The sequence below is a fragment of the Psychrobacter sp. JCM 18901 genome, assembly GCF_000586435.1.
Taxonomy (GTDB): Bacteria; Pseudomonadota; Gammaproteobacteria; order Pseudomonadales; family Moraxellaceae; genus Psychrobacter.
This window is the reverse complement of sequence record NZ_BAWH01000015.1, coordinates 23,732-41,551: the sequence shown is the minus strand read 5'-3', so window position 1 is coordinate 41,551 and position 17,820 is coordinate 23,732. Positions and strand designations below refer to the sequence as shown.

The 17,820-nt window shown below is 46.1% G+C and carries 9 protein-coding genes and 4 pseudogenes; 1 reads left to right on the top strand and 12 read right to left on the bottom strand.

Annotated elements, in window-relative coordinates:
- Position 1 precedes the first annotated feature (1 nt).
- The 12 genes and pseudogenes from nuoM to ndhC form a co-directional block, all read right to left on the bottom strand.
- Positions 2-1,626 (bottom strand): annotated as a pseudogene (gene nuoM / locus TT11_RS11185) (NADH-quinone oxidoreductase subunit M).
- A 2-nt stretch (positions 1,627-1,628) separates the two neighbouring features.
- Positions 1,629-3,503 carry an NADH-quinone oxidoreductase subunit L gene (nuoL, locus tag TT11_RS11180; protein ID WP_261870493.1) on the bottom strand — a complete coding sequence of 625 codons (1,875 nt, stop codon included), beginning with the start codon at positions 3,501-3,503 and terminating at the stop codon, positions 1,629-1,631.
- Positions 3,504-3,507: 4 nt separating this feature from the next.
- Complete coding sequence (nuoK, locus tag TT11_RS11175) at positions 3,508-3,816, bottom strand: NADH-quinone oxidoreductase subunit NuoK (RefSeq protein WP_025653102.1); 309 nt, start codon at positions 3,814-3,816, stop codon at positions 3,508-3,510.
- 98 nt (positions 3,817-3,914) lie between these two features.
- Positions 3,915-4,655 carry an NADH-quinone oxidoreductase subunit J gene (nuoJ, locus tag TT11_RS11170; protein WP_261870492.1) on the bottom strand — a complete coding sequence of 247 codons (741 nt, stop codon included), beginning with the start codon at positions 4,653-4,655 and terminating at the stop codon, positions 3,915-3,917.
- Complete coding sequence (gene nuoI / locus TT11_RS11165; RefSeq protein ID WP_261870491.1) at positions 4,652-5,146, bottom strand: NADH-quinone oxidoreductase subunit NuoI; 495 nt, start codon at positions 5,144-5,146, stop codon at positions 4,652-4,654. Before nuoI ends, nuoJ begins: the two co-directional genes overlap by 4 nt.
- 111 nt (positions 5,147-5,257) lie before the next feature.
- Positions 5,258-6,250: pseudogene (gene nuoH / locus TT11_RS11160) on the bottom strand (NADH-quinone oxidoreductase subunit NuoH).
- A 51-nt stretch (positions 6,251-6,301) separates the two neighbouring features.
- Positions 6,302-9,380, bottom strand: a pseudogene (nuoG, locus tag TT11_RS11155) (NADH-quinone oxidoreductase subunit NuoG).
- Positions 9,381-9,390: 10 nt separating this feature from the next.
- Positions 9,391-10,815, bottom strand: coding sequence for an NADH-quinone oxidoreductase subunit NuoF (gene nuoF, locus TT11_RS11150; RefSeq protein WP_261870490.1), 1,425 nt, complete (start codon positions 10,813-10,815; stop codon positions 9,391-9,393).
- Positions 10,812-11,321: an NADH-quinone oxidoreductase subunit NuoE gene (nuoE, locus tag TT11_RS11145; protein WP_261870489.1), complete on the bottom strand. Its 510-nt coding sequence runs from the start codon at positions 11,319-11,321 to the stop codon at positions 10,812-10,814. The genes nuoF and nuoE overlap by 4 nt, the downstream gene beginning before the upstream one ends.
- 147 nt (positions 11,322-11,468) lie before the next feature.
- Entirely contained in the window at positions 11,469-13,244 is a 1,776-nt protein-coding gene (gene nuoC, locus TT11_RS11140; protein ID WP_261870488.1) for an NADH-quinone oxidoreductase subunit C/D, read from the bottom strand.
- A 152-nt stretch (positions 13,245-13,396) separates the two neighbouring features.
- Complete coding sequence (locus TT11_RS11135) at positions 13,397-14,065, bottom strand: NADH-quinone oxidoreductase subunit B family protein (RefSeq protein ID WP_057758923.1); 669 nt, start codon at positions 14,063-14,065, stop codon at positions 13,397-13,399.
- A gap of 174 nt (positions 14,066-14,239) precedes the next feature.
- Positions 14,240-14,863 carry an NADH-quinone oxidoreductase subunit A gene (gene ndhC, locus TT11_RS11130; protein WP_102091044.1) on the bottom strand — a complete coding sequence of 208 codons (624 nt, stop codon included), beginning with the start codon at positions 14,861-14,863 and terminating at the stop codon, positions 14,240-14,242.
- An 844-nt stretch (positions 14,864-15,707) separates the two neighbouring features.
- Between ndhC and TT11_RS17310 the strand changes: the two are divergent.
- A pseudogene (locus TT11_RS17310) lies at positions 15,708-17,743 on the top strand (UvrD-helicase domain-containing protein).
- Positions 17,744-17,820: the final 77 nt, after the last annotated feature.

The window sequence follows — 17,820 nt, the reverse complement described above, 5'->3', positions numbered from 1 at the left end:
CTTAACGTGCCTCCATTACATCAAGCAGCTGCGACGCATCTACCTGTGTCACTTGACTGTATATATATGCGTTATTGATCCACTGCATTGCGTGACTTGAGGTATCAAGGAACGGCTGTGGGTACAGTCCAAGCCATACCAAACCAGCAGCTAGCATCAGTAGTAATGACAGCTCGCGCTTGCCCAAATCTTTTAATTTACGTGCAGGTAAGCCATGTGACTTAGTCTCTCGCTCTGCCAATGCGGCGATGTTGTTTTCACCAAATAGTGCGCGATGAATCAAAATAAGCGAATAAAGACCTGCTAATACCAAACTGAATGTTGCAAAAACAACGAATACTGGATACTGAGCAAATGAGCCAAACAAAATCATGAACTCGCCAATGAAGTTACCCGTGCCAGGAATACCGAGCAGCGCGGCACAGAAGAACATCAATATCGGTGCGTAGTAGCGGAACTGCCCCCACATACCACCCATCAAGGTCAAATCGCGTGTATGCAGACGCTCATATAGCTGTCCTGCCATGATGAATAGTGCGGCTGAACTCAAACCATGAGCAAGCATCTGAATCATCAGACCTTGCAAGCTGAGCAATGTTCCCGCATAGATTGCTAGTACCACAAAACCCATGTGCGAGATACTGGTATACGCCAGCAAACGCTTCATGTCGGTCTGCATAAACGCGAGCCAAGCACCGTAGAAGATACCAATCGTCCCCAAGGTAATGGCAATCGGTGCAAACTCTTGTGACGCTACTGGGAATAGCGGCAACACAAAACGAATCAAACCATAGGCGGCAGTCTTAATGAGCACACCTGCCAAATCCACCGAACCTGCCGTTGGTGCCTGCGCATGCGCATCTGGCAACCAGCCATGAAAAGGTACAATAGGCAACTTCACCGCAAAGCCAATGAAGAAGCACAGCATGATTGGATATTCCCAGCCGCCAAGTGACGTACCGAGCAAGTCATTATAGTTAAAGCTCACTACCCCTTTTTGGGCGTAGCTGATAATGACCAATACCAAAATACCGATGAGCATGATAAGCCCAGACGCTTGGGTATAGATAAAGAACTTGGTGGCCGCGTATTCTTTGGTTTTGCCAACCACATCATGACCCCAAATCGCGATCAAGAAGTAGATAGGAACCAGCATCATCTCCCAAAAGAAGAAGAATAAAAACAGATCAATGGCTAAGAAAACACCAATAACGCCGCCCAAACTCCATAGCAAGTTCAGGTGGAAAAAGCCAACGCGGCGCTGAATCTCATTCCACGAACAAGCAACAGCTGCCACACCAAGTAAACCTGTTAGGGCTACCATCATCAGTGACAAGCCATCTAGCGCTAAGTGAAAGCTAATACCAAAGCTCGGTATCCATGGCACACTAAATTCTGCTACCCAAGGCACTGCAGCATCTGGTGCAATGACCTGCTGACTCATACCGCTAAAATCGCCCTGCTGCCAAAGTACCAATGACAACGCAAAGGTCAACATCATACCGATCAAGCAATCCAGCGCGGCAGACGTTTATTAAATCGCTCTACTACCCAGCATAGCAATCCTGCAATAAAAGGAATTACGATTAATGCTGGTAGCATCCACGTTTGTTGTAACTCAATCATCTTTACACCACCGTCATCATTACCAGCACCAGCAATACAGCCATACCCAAGCCAAAGCTTGTGGCATAACCTCGAAGAGACCCTGTTTGCGTCGCAGACAATATTTTATTACCAGCTAAGGCCAGCTTAGGTAACAGCAACCACGTTTTATCGATAGGGTCGGCTTTTAATAAGCGGCCGATGAATAAAAAGGGTTTTACAAAAATCACATCATATAGCGCGTCAAAACCTAGGCCATGATAGCACCAGTGATATAGCGCCCCACCAATACGTGAGCGCTTAAAGCTAGTGAGCAAGCGACCTTTATTGACGACATACAACAGTGCTGCCAATATCAAACCTGCTGCCATGGCACCCATCGCGATATACTCTGCGGTGTGCTTAGCATGTGCTTGACCGGCAACTTCTAATAGATGACCAACGCTCTCTGGCAACACTCCGTCTAATGGTGGCGTAATCCAAGCACCAACGGCAGTAGATAGCACTAGCAACACCGTCAACGGTAACCAATAAGACACCCCTGATAGTTTATGCGCATGAGTTTTTTCTTCGCCAAAGAAGATAATCCAAATCATACGGAACGTATAAATTGCGGTTAAGAAAGCACCGAATACACCCATATAGAATAATACTAGATGACCTGTGGCATAAGTCTCCCAAAGAATCGCTTCTTTAGAATAAAAACCAACGGTAACCCAAGGTATGGCAGCGAGTGCACCGCCGCCGACGATATAACACCAAAATACCAATGGGATCTTTTTGCGCAGACCACCCATCTTAAAGATGTCTTGCTCGTGATGTACCGCAAGGATGACCGCACCTGATGATAAGAACAGCAATGCTTTAAAGAAAGCATGCGTCATCAGATGAAAAATAGCCCCTTGCCATGCGCCCACGCCCAATGCTAAGAACATATAGCCAATTTGACTCATGGTCGAATAAGCAAGGATACGTTTAATGTCTGTTTGCGCGAGCGCACAGAATCCAGCAACGACCAATGTCAACGCCCCTACGCCGCCAACCCAATACAACAAGATACCTGGGGTCAGCTCAAACAATGGATGTAAACGAGCAATCAAATAAACCCCTGCCGTGACCATTGTTGCCGCGTGAATCAATGCCGATACTGGTGTTGGACCTGCCATCGCATCAGCAAGCCATGTATGTAGTGGCAACTGGGCTGATTTACCCATCGCGCCGCCGACCAACATCATCGTGGTAAGCATCATCGTTGGGTTATTAACATCGAACACTTCTGGCGCGCGCGTAATAATCTCTTGAATATTAAGCGTACCGAATTCGCGGAATAATAGAAACAAACCAAAGGCTAAGAACACATCACCGACACGCGTGACGGTAAAGGCTTTCATCGCCGCGCGGCCGTTGGCTCTATCATGGTAATAATAACCAATCAATAGGTACGAACAGATACCCACGCCTTCCCAACCGAGATATAGCAAGAACAAATCATCTGCGAGTACCAGTAACAACATACTGGCCACAAACAAGTTCATATAGCTAAAGAAACGAGCAAAGCCAGTGTCGCCTTTCATATACCAAGAGGCAAACAGATGAATTAAAAAGCCAATCCCAGTGATAACACCTGTCATGGTCAATGCAAGACCATCAAAGCTCAAACCGAAATGTGGGGCAAAATCGCCAACTTGGAACCACGTCCATAGCGGAACGTCAATTACCGTTCCAGTTGGATTGGTGGTCAAAAAGGTATAGCTAACCACTAGCGTGCATAGTGCTGATAACAGCATGCTACCCACGCCAACAATCGCTGCGACCATCTCTGATAATTTGTCGCGCATAAAGGCTAAAATCAAAAAGCCAATGAGCGGGAATATAAAGGTTAATGGTAATAAACTCATGACATCATCCTTTCATCTCATTGGCGCTATCGACATCGAGATGCCCACGCTGATGATAAAAACGCAATAATATTGCCAGACCAATTGACGCTTCAGCCGCAGCCAAGGTCAAAATAAAGATAAACATAATCTGTCCGTCTGGATCGACCCAGCGACTACCTGCCACTACAAATGCCAATGCTGCCGCATTCATCATGATCTCAAGACTCATTAGCATAAATAGGAAGTTACGTCGTACCATGACGCCGCACAGACCGATGGCAAATAAAATACCTGCCAAAATCAGTCCATGGCTCATGGGTATCATACCCAGTACATTTTGCGCCTCAGCAACTGGCTGTACTAAGCCTGCCATCTCGTGGGCAAACGGCACGTTTGACACATCTTGTGCCACGCTTGCTGCTAGTACCATTAGTCTGACTCCTTGCGCGTAACTTTATTCGCACCTACTTGACTACCTGCTTTCATGCCTACCTTCATACCTACATAGTCATGCGGGTCAACATCTTTATATTCGTAAGGCTTAGCCATTTCTACGCCATCATGCTGTGTAAGCGTACTATCATTGTCGTATTGTTTGATACTGCCTACGCTTGGCTTGAAATTTTGGCTATCATTACCGATGACCTCATCGTCAACTGTCTCTTTACCTAAATGATAAGCGGCGACCAAGGCTGCTAATAATAGCAATGCTGCTACTTCAACCAGCATAATGTATTTGGTAAATAACACCGTACCGACTGCTTTGGCAGAGATAGTCGTGCCACCCATCATGACAGCTTCATCATGATTGAGACCAATCATCGCATAGACACAACGGCAATGATTATCGTCAATCCTGTCGGTATAGCAAGTGCCTGCATCGAGCCAACGCTCTTCGCGCTCGTCATTACTCATGCCCAAATTAAGCATCATGATAACGAAAACAAATAGCACCATAATGGCACCAGCATAGACAACAATCTCTAATGCTCCTGCAAACGGCGCACCTAATACAAAAAATATCCCAGCAATTGCTAACAACGACACAATCATCGATAAGATAGCATGCACTGGATTGGCCTGAGTCACTACGCGCAGACTGGCAAATACTGCCACTGCTGCAAGCGAATAAAACCCAGCCAGTTCAGGATGGTTCAAAATATTCATCATGGTAGCAAGCTCCTTAGATCAATCGGTGCAGACTCATTTTGTGCTGCGCCTTTTGGTTTATCTGCTACCGCCATACCTGTCACACGATAATAGTTATAATCAGGGTATTTACCTGGTCCTGAAATGAGCAAATGCTCTTTTTCGTAGACCAAGTCTTGGCGCTTATATTCACCCAGCTCAAAATCTGGGGTCATTTGAATCGCTGTCGTTGGACAGGCTTCTTCACACAATCCACAAAAGATACAGCGTGAGAAATTGATACGGAAAAACTCTGGATACCAGCGTCCATCTTCACGCTCGGCTTTTTGTAATGAGATACACCCTACCGGACAGGCCACCGCACACAAGTTACAAGCGACACAGCGCTCGTCTCCATCAGGATCACGCGTTAGGACAATACGTCCACGAAAACGCGGCGGTACAGGTACCGGCTCTTCAGGATAAAGGATGGTGTCACGCGGTCTGAGCGCATGACTATTGACCATCCACATGCTGCGGACAATGGTAAATATACCAATGACGGTCTTTTTTTTATGGTAGTAAACATGGGATTATTATCCTTATCAGCTTTACCCTAGTTCATCAGTGATGGCTAGTAATGACTATAACGTTGGGGAAAAGATCAAAATGACCGCAGCCGTAATCAACAGATTGATCAAGGTTACGGGCAGACATACTTTCCAGCCAAAGTTCATCACCTGATCATAACGCGGACGCATGAGTGAGCCTCGAGCCAAAACAAACATGGTCATAAAGAACAGCGTTTTAATCATGAACCAAAAAGCTGGTGGAATAAATGGAATATCTAAATTGAACGGCGCAAGCCAACCGCCAAAGAACAAGCAAGTCATTAAGGCAGAAATCAAGACAACGTTGACATACTCACCAATGAAGAACATACCAAACTTCATGCCAGAATATTCGACATGATAACCTTCAGCCAGTTCTTGCTCTGCTTCTGGTTGGTCAAATGGATGTCTATGCGTCACGGCCACACCAGCCACGACAAAGGTCAAAAAGCCAAAAAAACTGCGGAATGATATACCAGCCGTCTGCTTGTGCTTCGACAATGGCACGCAAGTTAAATGAACCTGTTAGCGCAACAACGCCCATCAACGACAAACCCAAAAACACTTCGTAACTGATTGTCTGTGCAGCTGAGCGCAAACCACCGAGTAGCGAGAATTTGTTGGCAGAGGCCCAACCACCGAACATCACTGCGTAAACAGCAATACCTGCCATAGCAAAGAAAAACAGAATACCAATATCCCAATCAACCACGCCAAGCGTTGGCGAGATAGGAATAATGGCAAATGAAGCAAGGCAGTAAACATTGCGACTGCAGGTGCCAACGTGAACATAAACTTATCGGTAAAGTTTGGTGTCCAATCTTCTTTAAAGAAGATTTTGAGCATATCGGCGACTAACTGCAACGAACCAAAAGGCCCGACACGGTTTGGACCATAACGATCTTGCCATAAGGCCAACATACGGCGCTCATAGATAATCATCATCGCGGCAACCAATACCACGACCAAAAAGATGACTAGTGATTGACCCACCAAAAACAGAATAGACCAAGTATCAAAGCTCATGCTATTGGCCAAAAAGCTTGGCACATCAGGATAATACGGGTAACTTGCATATTACACCTCCTGTGTGGTGGTCGGCGCTGCGTTTATTTGCGCTGTGTCATTATCATTAATCATATCGTTAGCCATGCTACCCATCATCGTTACTGGTGCATCCACTTTACGTACCGATGCTGGCATTGATGGGTGAATGATACTCACCTGCCCAACGGGGTAACCGATACAGCCTTCTGCCAAATAACCGACCAGCTGTACTGGCAAGGTAATTTGTTGCTTATCGATTTCAATCGCCAAGTAATCACCAGCAGCGATATTCCAGTCTTTGGCATCGTCTATACCAATACGCCATGCTGCAACGGGTAGTTGCTCTGCAACGATTGGGCTACGTGATGCCATCATTGAGCTGGCATAGATATTATGAATTGGTACCAGTTTGGCTTGGCCTTGCTGTAAGTCAGTTGTATTCGAAGACATCGCTTCTGGCGCCACATATTGACGAGTAGCTAGGCGCTCTAGCTGATCGAACAAACGCACACCTGGATCACCATTTTTCAGATGACCGCCGACTTTGTCTTGATATTTGTTCCATGCTTGCGGTGAATTCCAACCTGCCGCATTAGCAAAAGGAATCATCGAGCTTGGCGTTTCTTTGCCGCTATAACCTTCCATTGAGAAAGTTAGACCAGTGTCCAAATCTTTCGGCTGCATTGGCTCGTGCACTGAGATTGGCGCACGCATAGCAGTACGACCTGAATAACGACGCGGTTGACGCGCGATTTTCAGACCCGTTATACGGTAATCAGCATCAGGCGCAGCGCCTTTGATACCTGCAAGTTTAGGATGGGTGGCAATCAATGCATTGATAACATCATCTAGCTGCGTCCAGTCGACATCACGACCTTCAATGCTGCTATGCACAGCATGTATCCAGCGCCAGCCTTCTTTGATACTACTCATTGGATGGTAGTATTCATTATCATAAACTTGGAAGAAACGCTGGGCACGACCTTCAGCAGATATCAGGGTACCATCCGCCTCTGCAAAGCTTGCCGCTGGCAAGACGATATCGACGTCTTTATGCCAATCAAGCAACTGATGATCCAATGCAATGACCGTTTTGTCCGTCAATAGCTGTGTCAATTTGGTTGCATCAATCGCATCAGTCAACTGATTTTCTGCTACCACAACCACGTCATAATCGGTGGCGAGTAGCTCTTCAACTGAACGACCTCCAAGCATACAGACACCCATGCTATTGGCATCAGGAACCGTTAGATAGATACCTGCTTGTGCCTGATACTTATCATTAATTTCTTTTAATTCAAGGTTTTCAGCAGGCTCACGCTCGACATCATCCTGCGCTTCTGTATTTACGCCCGTTTCAGGTTTGTTTGGCTTAGCAGATAAATCTTGGTCTTCTTCAGGTTGGTCATTAGCCGCTTTCGCTTGGGCTGCCTGTACTTTGGCATTATGTGCCTCGACCTGCTGTTGCTCGGTCGCTTTAATTGCCGCGCGTTTTTGGGTCAACGCTTGGGTAATCTGTGCTGCTGCTTCTATCAATGCGGTAGACGACAGGCTACTACCTGACACAACCAATGGCTTATCGGCTTGGATCAAGTCATAAGCGATTTGCTGAGCTAAGGCTTGCATACCATCAGTATCAGTATCAGTGTCTTGCTCAGCCGCTTGCGGATCTGCTATGTCTGCTAAATCGTCAGCAAGGTTTGCAATCTCATCAGCGACTATGAAGCCAAGTTTAGTGATGTCTTCAGGTGTCGCCACCACACTCACTTTACTGATATCTTCTAGCTTAGTCTGTGTCACATCGATGACATAGACTGGACTTAGCGCATCTTGAGCGATACGCTTAACAGGTTCAGCAAGCCAAGGTTGCGTTTGCAATGCCGCTGCCATTTTAAGCCCTTCATTTTTTGCCGCTTGGCGTACTGATAGTGCGACTCTTGATGACGTTTGCGTGATATCTTCACCCAACACCAATACGGCATCATGTGCTTCAATATCGGTCATGCTAGGGTTATAAATGCCTTCCGTGCTAAGCACTTCGATACATTTATTGACCAGTGCTTGCTGCTGATGGTTCAAACCTGTTGAAAAGTTATCAAAGCCAACCAGATTTTTTTTAGCGCAAAGTTAGTCTCTAAACTGGCACGCGGTGAGCCAATCCCGATGACTTTTTTTTATCTTTGATACGTTTGATGGTTTCATCAAGTGCGTAGTCAATATTGATTTTGACATGCTTATCATTGATACGTTCAAGCGCTTGCGTTGGACGATCATCACGATTCACATAGCCATAACCAAAACGGCCACGGTCACATAAGAAATAGCGGTTTACTTCGCCGTTATAGCGGTTTTCGATACGGCGCAATTCACCATATCGCTCGCCCGGTGAGATATTACAACCAGCTGAGCAACCATGACAGATGCTTGGCGCATACTGCATGTCCCATTTACGGTTGTAGCGCTCAGAGTGGGTTTTATCAGTAAACACACCGGTTGGGCAGACTTCAGTCAAGTTACCTGAAAATTCGCTTTCAAACTGACCATCTTTATCACGGCCAAAGTAAACGCGGTTGTTTGAGCCATAAACGCCTAAATCTTCACCACCCGCATAGTCTTTATAAAAACGTACACAACGATAGCAAGCGATACAACGGTTCATTTCATGCGCGATGAACGGGCCAAGCTCTTGGTTATGATGTGTGCGTTTGGTAAAGCGATAGCGACGACGGCTGTGACCTGACATATACGTCATGTCCTGCAAATGACAATGCCCACCTTCTTCACAGGTTGGACAGTCATGTGGATGGTTGGTCATGAGTAGCTCAACCATCGACTTGCGGAATGCTTTGGCTTCATCGTCAGTGACCGAGATGTACATATCATCGCCAGGAGCGACCATACAAGACATCACAAGGCGACCGCGACCCGCTTCCATATCTTCTTTATTTTGGAATTGTTTGACCGCGCACTGACGGCACGAGCCTACTGAGCCAAGGGCTGGATGATAACAAAAATACGGCACATCAATGCCGAGTGATAAGCAGGCTTGTAGCAAGTTATCTGCGCTATCTACTTCGACAGTGGTTCCATCAATATGTATGACTGCCATGCCGCTCTCCTTATTTCACTACTGGCTGTTGGTTGGCTGCAGCATCAATAACATCGACACCAACCGCCTGCGCGATTTTTTGATCAAACTCTGGACGGAAATATTTAATCGCACTCATTAGTGGTTCCATCGCACCTGGGGCATGCGCACAGAACGTTTTACCAATCCATAAATCACGCGTCAGGCCTTCTAGTTTTTCTACATCGCCCACTTGCCCTTCACCATCATTGATGGCGGTAAGCAGCTTGACACCCCACGGTAGACCATCACGGCATGGTGTACACCAACCACATGACTCGCGCTGAAAGAAAATCTCAAGGTTACGTAGTAATGGCACCATGTCTTGTGATTCATCGACGACCATAATCAGACCAGTACCCATACGGCTACCAGCGTTTTGAATGGTGTCAAAATCCACCACCACATCCAAATGTTCTGCGGTCAAAAAGTCAGTCGAGGCGCCGCCCGGTAGCCAAGCTTTCAGTGTTTTACCATCTTTCATACCACCCGCTAAATCTTCAATGATTTCGCGAGCTGTATAACCAAACGGTAATTCCCAAAGGCCTGGATCATTAACCAATCCTGAGCAACCGAATAGTTTGGTTCCTGGCGTTTTACTTTTGCCTTTAATTTCAGATAACGACTGATACCATTCAACGCCATGATTCAAAATCGCTGGCATATTGCATAAAGTTTCAACGTTATTAACAACGGTTGGACGACCCCATGCACCAGAGATTTGTGGAAACGGCGGCTTGGTACGTGGGTTAGCACGGCGGCCTTCTAGACAATTAATTAGCGCTGTTTCTTCACCGCAGATATAACGTCCAGCGCCCGTATGCACATGCAAGTTAAAGCTAAAATCTGAACCTAGAATGTTAGCGCCCATGAGATTGTTGGCTAAGCACTCTTCGATAGCAGCGACCAAACGCTCAGCCGCTAAGATGTACTCACCGCGAATAAAGATATAACCGTCAGTGGCACCAATCGCATGAGCGGTAATGAGCATACCTTCGATCAGCTGAAACGGCAGACGCTCCATGAGCAAACGGTCTTTGAATGTACCCGGCTCCATTTCATCAGCATTACAGATGAGGTAGCGAGGTAAACCGTCTGGCGGCGACATAAACGACCACTTCAGACCCGCGTTAAAACCTGCACCGCCACGACCTCGAACATTGGCCGCTTTAATCATATTGCCAACGTCTTTAGGCGACTTAGATAACGCTTCTCTTAGACCCGTAAAGCCTTTTAGAGACTCATAAGTAGCTAAATCAAGCACGGCATCATGATGTGCTAAACGCCAGGTCAAAGGCTTGGTTTCGCTAGTGGCTGTCGCTTTATCACCATAGATTGGAACACGCTGTGCATTTAGCTGGCTTGGCGCTTGGCCTTGACCGCGACGAGCAATTTGCTCTGAAATCGTTAAACTCATGCGTATAGCTCCAATAATTGCGCGACCTCAAATGGCTGGACAGGGCCGTAAGTGTCTTCATCAATCAGTACCGCTGGTCCCTTATCACAGTTGCCCAAGCAGCAAATTGGCAATAGGGTAAAACGACCATCAGCAGTGGTTTGACCATACTCAATACCCAGCTGCGATCTAATCTCAGCTGACAGCGCCTCATAACCTGTCAAATAACAAGCCACAGAGTCACATATGAGAATCACATGGCGACCGACAGGTTGGCGATAAATACGGTTAAAGAAAGTCGCAACCCCATCCATATCTGACATCGGGATATCTAGGATATTGGCAATGGCATTTGCTTGCGCATCATTGACCCAACCGTTGCGCTTTTGCACGATTTTTAGCGCATCTAGCGAGGCGGCACGCGCCTGTGGGTAATGGTGCATAAACTCATGAATGGCAGCAATTTCATCACTAGTGAGAATGCTTTCCACATCTACTTTTGGCATTTTGTCGGAAACAATTTTCATAATCTTCTGTCTTTCCTCACTCATCCTGCTCTATCACAAGCCAATATCAGTATGATTAAAACTGTGGTTATATTGGCGAGTGACAGCATTTTGGTGTGCCATCAGGCAATAATATATTGATGAACAAATACTTTTGAAGCAGCGGCTCTAACGATCACAATCCGCCATCACAATATCAATCGATGCTAGGTACATAATGGCATCAGAAACCAGCGAGCCATTGATGACCGATGGCATCTGTTGCAAATGCGCAAATGTCGGCGTACGGATACGGGTACGATAGCTCATCGTGGCCTTGTCTGAGGTAATGTAATAACTGTTCAGACCTTTGGTCGCCTCGACGATCGTCGTACATTCGCCCGCTGGCATCACAGGACCCCAAGATACTGAGATAAAGTGGTTAATCAATGTCTCAATATCGTTCAAGGTACGGTCTTTCGGCGGTGGTACCGCTAGTGGATGATCCGCTTTGTAAGGGCCTTGTGGCATATTGTCCATACATTGACGGATGATACGTAATGACTGACGCATCTCTTCGACTTTGACCATACAGCGATCATACGCATCACCGTTGTAACCGACTGGCACTTCAAAATCGTAATTCTCATAACCCATGTATGGACGCGCTTTACGCAGGTCGAAATCAACGCCTGTCGCGCGCAGACCAGCGCCCGTCACGCCCCAAGCAAGTGCTTGCTTAGCATTATACTGAGCAACCCCTTGGGTACGGCCTTTGAGTACGCTGTTTTGTAATGCCGCTTTGACATACTCGTCCAAGCGTTTTGGCATCCAATCTAGGAACTCACGAACCAAACGCTGCCAGCCACGTGGCAGATCAGCAGCGGTACCGCCGATACGGAACCAAGCGGGGTGCATACGATAACCAGTCACGGCTTCGATCACGTCGTAGGCCTTTTGGCGATCGGTAAACATATAGAATACAGGGGTCATACCACCCGCATCCTGAATGAACGTACCGACGAATAGTAAGTTATTGGTAATACGGAAGAACTCGCTCATCATTACGCGGATGGTTTCAGCGCGCGGCGGAATCGTAATTCCAGCAAGCTTTTCGACCGACATGATGTACGGCAGCTCATTCATCACACCGCCAAGATAATCAATACGGTCGGTATAAGGAATAAATGAGTGCCAAGTTTGACGCTCAGCCATCTTTTCTGCACCGCGATGGTGATAGCCGATATCAGGAATACAATCGACGACTTCTTCGCCATCAAGCTGTAGCACCAAACGGAACGCACCGTGAGCAGAAGGATGGTTAGGACCGATGTTTAAGAACATAAAGTCTTCATCACGACCTGAACGCTTCATGCCCCACTCTTCTGGGACGAAACGCAGGTTTTCTTGCTCGTATTGTTGCTTGGCCGTATTCAAGAAATATGGGGTAAATTCCGTCGCACGCGCATGATACTCTTTACGCAGTGGATGACCTTCCCAGTATTTCGGTAATAAAATACGGGTCAAATGCGGATGACCTGTAAAGATGATACCGAACATGTCCCACACTTCACGCTCATACCAGTTGGCATTTGGCCAAATATTGGTGGCGCTCGGTACATTGACATCGTCTTCGCTCAGCGCGACCTTGATACGTACATCACTGTTGCGTTCAAGCGACATCAAGTGATAAAACACCGTAAAGTCACTGTCAGGCAACCCTGCGCGATGCTGGCGTAAACGCTCATCTATCGCTGACAAGTCAAATAGCATGACATAAGGTTTAGGCAGTTTGCGCAAGAATAAGAGAATATCTAATAAATCAGCACGCGCCACCCAAACCGTTGGAATCTCATCCACAGTCTGCTGCACGACAAATTTACCAGCATACTTTTGCTCCAGCTCTGTGATGACTGCTGGGACGGGCTTGATCTTAGGATCTATGTTTTCGACTACCGTGACCATGAATGATGTATTCCTTCATTAATCATAACTGAACTATGTTAGTCATAACCGAACTATGTCAACCATAACTGAGCTATGTTAATCATAACCGAACTATGATGAGGGCATAAAATATTGAAACTGTTGCTATAAGTCTAAATGCTGTTTGAAACTTAAATACTGTCTGGGCTACGCAAGTTTTTAACAGCGATACGATCTGCCTGCTTACGGTCACGCTCAGGCGTCATTTGCGGCTGATAGACACCCTGCTCATTAACATGGATACCTAGCGGACGACGCTCTTTAGTAATAGATTCCTGTAACAACATCAAACCCTGAATAAGCGCTTCTGGACGCGGCGGACAACCTGGCACATACACATCAACAGGAATAATCTTATCGACGCCTTGTACGACAGAATAAATATCATACATGCCGCCCGAGTTGGCACAGGCACCCATAGAGATAACCCATTTTGGCTCAAGCATTTGCTCATACAGGCGCTGTATGACAGGGGCCATCTTAACGAAGCAAGTACCAGCGACGATCATGACATCCGCCTGACGAGGCGAGGCACGAATAACCTCTGCCCCAAAACGTGACAAATCATGAACGGCGGTTAAGGTAGTAGCGTATTCAACATAACAGCAAGAGGTACCAAAGTTAAATGGCCACAGTGAGTTCTTACGCCCCCAGTTTGCTGTTGAATGAACAAGGTCTTCGAGACGACCCATAAAGACGTTTTTATTCACTTCATCTTCGATAGGATCGTTGACCGTTTGACTGGTCTGTGCAGGATAGGTATCTGCATCGGGGTTGGCTTTTGTTAATGTGTATTTCATAACATACAACCTTCATATTAGGCTTGGCGTGGCAATCATCTTGCTCGCGCTGTCGCCATAATTTTATTATTAATAAGTGGCTAATCATCAGCGATCATTAATACAAACAGAACTGACGCTTTCATGCTTTGCTGCTCGTTTTTGCAAACGCTATAAGCTGAGCATCAACTGCTATTAACGTTCAGTTTTGTCCTGCTGAGCAGAAGTCGCAAAATCCACAGAAGTAACGTTACCCGTGGTATTAATATGATCGATGTTTTGTAGATGACGACGATTGGTCTCAATATTGTTTGAGACATTGATTTGACCGGATGACTGCGCTGGCACTTTACCTGTCGGATCAACCATTAGCTCATGAGCGCCATCAAACTTGGTGATGTCTGCCAGATTAAAGCCTGCAGGCGCCGCATATAAGCGTGCTTTTTTGCGTAGCTTGTCAGCAGGTGCCCAGTTCATCGCACCCAAGCTCAGCTCGTAAATCAAACCGATAATCAGAATAGTGATAAACGTGCCAGCGGCGGCAAAACCAAGCCAACCCGCCTCGCGTACCGACACAGCATAAGCGTAGAGATATAGCGCCTCTAAATCAAAAATCACAAAGAAGATTGCGACCAAATAAAATTTGGCAGACAAACGAATACGGGCGTTGCCAGATCCGACAACACCCGCTTCAAATACTTCTTCCTTTTGTGAGCCTTGAGAGCGACCGCCAAGTAAGCGCGGTACGACCAGCATAAAGACAACTAGCCCAATGGCGGCTAAGATAAAAGCAATGGCTGACCAATTAAAAGCAGACATGATAATACGTGCTCCTCACCCAATCGAGTGTTAGACACAGCGCAAGCACTGACCCACTCAGGCCATGTTGCGACAGGTATAACGCAGACGAAAACACAAAGTGACTTCATTTAAAAAGTGACTTTATTTAAGTAATTGTCACTGCACTTCAGCAACTGTCACTGTGTTTAAGTAACTGTCATTGAGTCACATGTTAGGTATTTTGCTGGTAACAACCAATTATCAAGCTTATTGACGACGATGTCAGACGTGACCAACTGTAGAGATTCCGGTATGCGCGCGGATAAAGCTGGTCGCCCAACGCATCTTCTAACAACGTAAGATCAACGTATTAAATCAATATCATATCTGACTGCTTACTTAATTGATTTAATAGCTCATTACACGTGGTCAACAATGACGTGACAACTGGCATAAATTATTTACGTACTATACGCATATCAGTGCCTAAAAGCTAGTTTTTAACTGTATTGAACGGTCACTTTCTGTGTAAAAAAAATGTGTTTTTTTTACTATGAATTATGATATAGACCTTACCTTATATTAACCCCAAATCCGTACTTTTGGCTATGAGCAAACACTGCCACGCTATTTGTCAAAAATCAAGTGTCCGAATACCCCACTTTCATCACCCAAGTCCTCCCCCAAAGTGAGCATTTTTGCTTTATAATGACCCACCAGATTTTTATGATATGCCATCATCAAACCTTCAACTCTATTATTCTTATAATAAAGATTATTAAAATATCGCAACGATACGAATGTTGATGATGCACGCTGCGTTTATCTATCTTTGTCATATCAGCGCTACCCTCTTTTTTGCTTTTGTCTTACAGGTCACGTTATGAGTCAACTCAATCCCAAACAATCCGAGGCCATGCTCTACGTATCTGGTCCATTACTTGTACTTGCAGGTGCTGGCTCCGGCAAGACCTCTGTGATTACGCGTAAGATTGCTTACCTAATCCAAGAGTGCGACATGCCAGCTGAGCGCATCACCGCCGTGACCTTTACCAATAAAGCGGCACGTGAAATGAAGGCGCGAGTAGCAAATTGCTACCAAGCGAAAAAAAATGCGCGGGCTAACAGTATCGACCTTTCACCAGTTCGGCCTACAGTTTTTGCGCTATGAGCTGATTCATACCCCGCTAAAGGGTAACTTCTCTATCATGGACAGCGACGACAGCAAGCGACTGCTGATGGAGCTGATGATGCGTGACAACCTAAGTGGCGCTGAAAGTCGTGAGTTGGTCGGTAAAGCCATCAAAATGATTTCTGATTGGAAAAATGACTTGATCGAGCCTGATAAGGCGATGGAAACGCTAGACGATCCAGAAGACATGATTTTCGCCACGCTATATGCGCTTTATGAGCGTAACTTGCGTGCTTACAATGCGGTCGATTTTGATGACTTGATTGTATTGCCAACCAAGATATTGCGTGAAAATAGAGAACTGCGTGACAAATGGCAGAACCGTATTCGCTATTTATTGGTCGATGAGTATCAAGATACCAATACCGCCCAGTATGAGATGATTAAATATTTGGTTGGCCCGCAAGGTCGCTTCACCGTGGTGGGTGATGATGACCAATCTATCTATGCATGGCGCGGGGCAAAGCCTGAAAACATGGCACTGCTAAAAGAAGATTTTCCGAAGCTGAAAATCGTTATGCTTGAGCAAAACTATCGCTCAACCACGCGTATTTTGACCTCTGCTAACGCCGTCATTCTAAATAACGAGCATTTATTCGAGAAAAAACTTTGGTCAGATAAAGGTCAAGGCGAAAAAATCCGCATCATCAATTGTCGTAATGACGATGATGAATCAGAGCGCGTCGCCAAAGAAATCGTCACGCACAAGCTGCGTTTTGGCAACGAGTGGGAGCAGTATGCCGTACTGTACCGTAGTAACTTTCAGGCACGTATGCTAGAGGCGCAACTGCGCCAGTTGCAAGTGCCTTATAAATTGTCAGGCGGTCAGTCGTTCTTTGCGCGTAGTGAAATCAAAGACATCATGGGCTATCTACGCCTGATTTTGAACCCCGAAGATGACAGTGCGTTTTTACGTATTATCAATACACCTAAGCGCGGTATGGGACCAGCCACGCTAGAAAAACTTGGTTTATTTGCGCAGGAGCACAGCATATCGCTGTTGGCCTCTTGTACCCACGCTGGTCTGACTCATGTATTGCCGTCAAAGGCTTATGGTACGATAAAAGAGTTTGGTGAATTTATCGAGCACTATACGCGTGAGCTTGATCAACACCCAGACCCTGTACCGATTGTACGCCAGATGATTGATGAGACAGGTTATATTGACTTTGTCCGTAGCGATGCCAAAACGCCGCAACAAGAAAAAAACCGTATTGATAATATCGATATGCTCTATACCAGTATTCAATCTTTGATTAATCGCGCCGAAGAAGACGAAGATCGGACGATTGATACCATCATTCGTAAGCTGGTATTGCTTGATATGCTCGAGCAACAGCAAGAAGAAGAGAATACCAACAAGGTCAACTTAATGACCTTGCATGCGGCAAAAGGCTTGGAGTTTGATTTTGTTTATATCATGGGGCTTGAGGAGGAGATGCTGCCGCATCGCAACTCCATTATGAGTGAGACGGTCGAAGAAGAGCGCCGTCTGATGTACGTGGGCATTACTCGTGCACGTCGTGAGCTGACATTGACCCTAGCGACCCAGCGCCGTGCTGGCGGACAAATGCGCGTTACCTCAGAATCAAGATTTTTGGATGAGTTGCCTGAGGATCATATTGATTGGCCTGCCAAAGCGAAAAAGAAAAAAAGCGACCAAAGACCCAGAAGCTGTTGCTGATGAATATCTGGCCAATATTCGAGCGTTACTGGGCAAGCGTTAATCTTAACCAAAACATTTAAGCACTTAAGTAAACGCTTGCGAAAACACGCTTTAGACTGCGCAAAAGGCGATTGTTAT

What these genes read in the sequence shown, in the direction of transcription:
- nuoL (WP_261870493.1), bottom strand. Translation starts at nt 3,503, where the DNA reads ATGAGTTTATTACCATTAACCTTTATATTCCCGCTCATTGGCTTTTTG.
- nuoJ (WP_261870492.1), bottom strand. Translation starts at nt 4,655, where the DNA reads ATGATGAATATTTTGAACCATCCTGAACTGGCTGGGTTTTATTCGCTT.
- nuoI (WP_261870491.1), bottom strand. Translation starts at nt 5,146, where the DNA reads ATGTGGATGGTCAATAGTCATGCGCTCAGACCGCGTGACACCATCCTT.
- nuoF (WP_261870490.1), bottom strand. Translation starts at nt 10,815, where the DNA reads ATGAGTTTAACGATTTCAGAGCAAATTGCTCGTCGCGGTCAAGGCCAA.
- nuoE (WP_261870489.1), bottom strand. Translation starts at nt 11,321, where the DNA reads ATGAAAATTGTTTCCGACAAAATGCCAAAAGTAGATGTGGAAAGCATT.
- nuoC (WP_261870488.1), bottom strand. Translation starts at nt 13,244, where the DNA reads ATGGTCACGGTAGTCGAAAACATAGATCCTAAGATCAAGCCCGTCCCA.
- TT11_RS11135 (WP_057758923.1), bottom strand. Translation starts at nt 14,065, where the DNA reads ATGAAATACACATTAACAAAAGCCAACCCCGATGCAGATACCTATCCT.
- ndhC (WP_102091044.1), bottom strand. Translation starts at nt 14,863, where the DNA reads ATGTCTGCTTTTAATTGGTCAGCCATTGCTTTTATCTTAGCCGCCATT.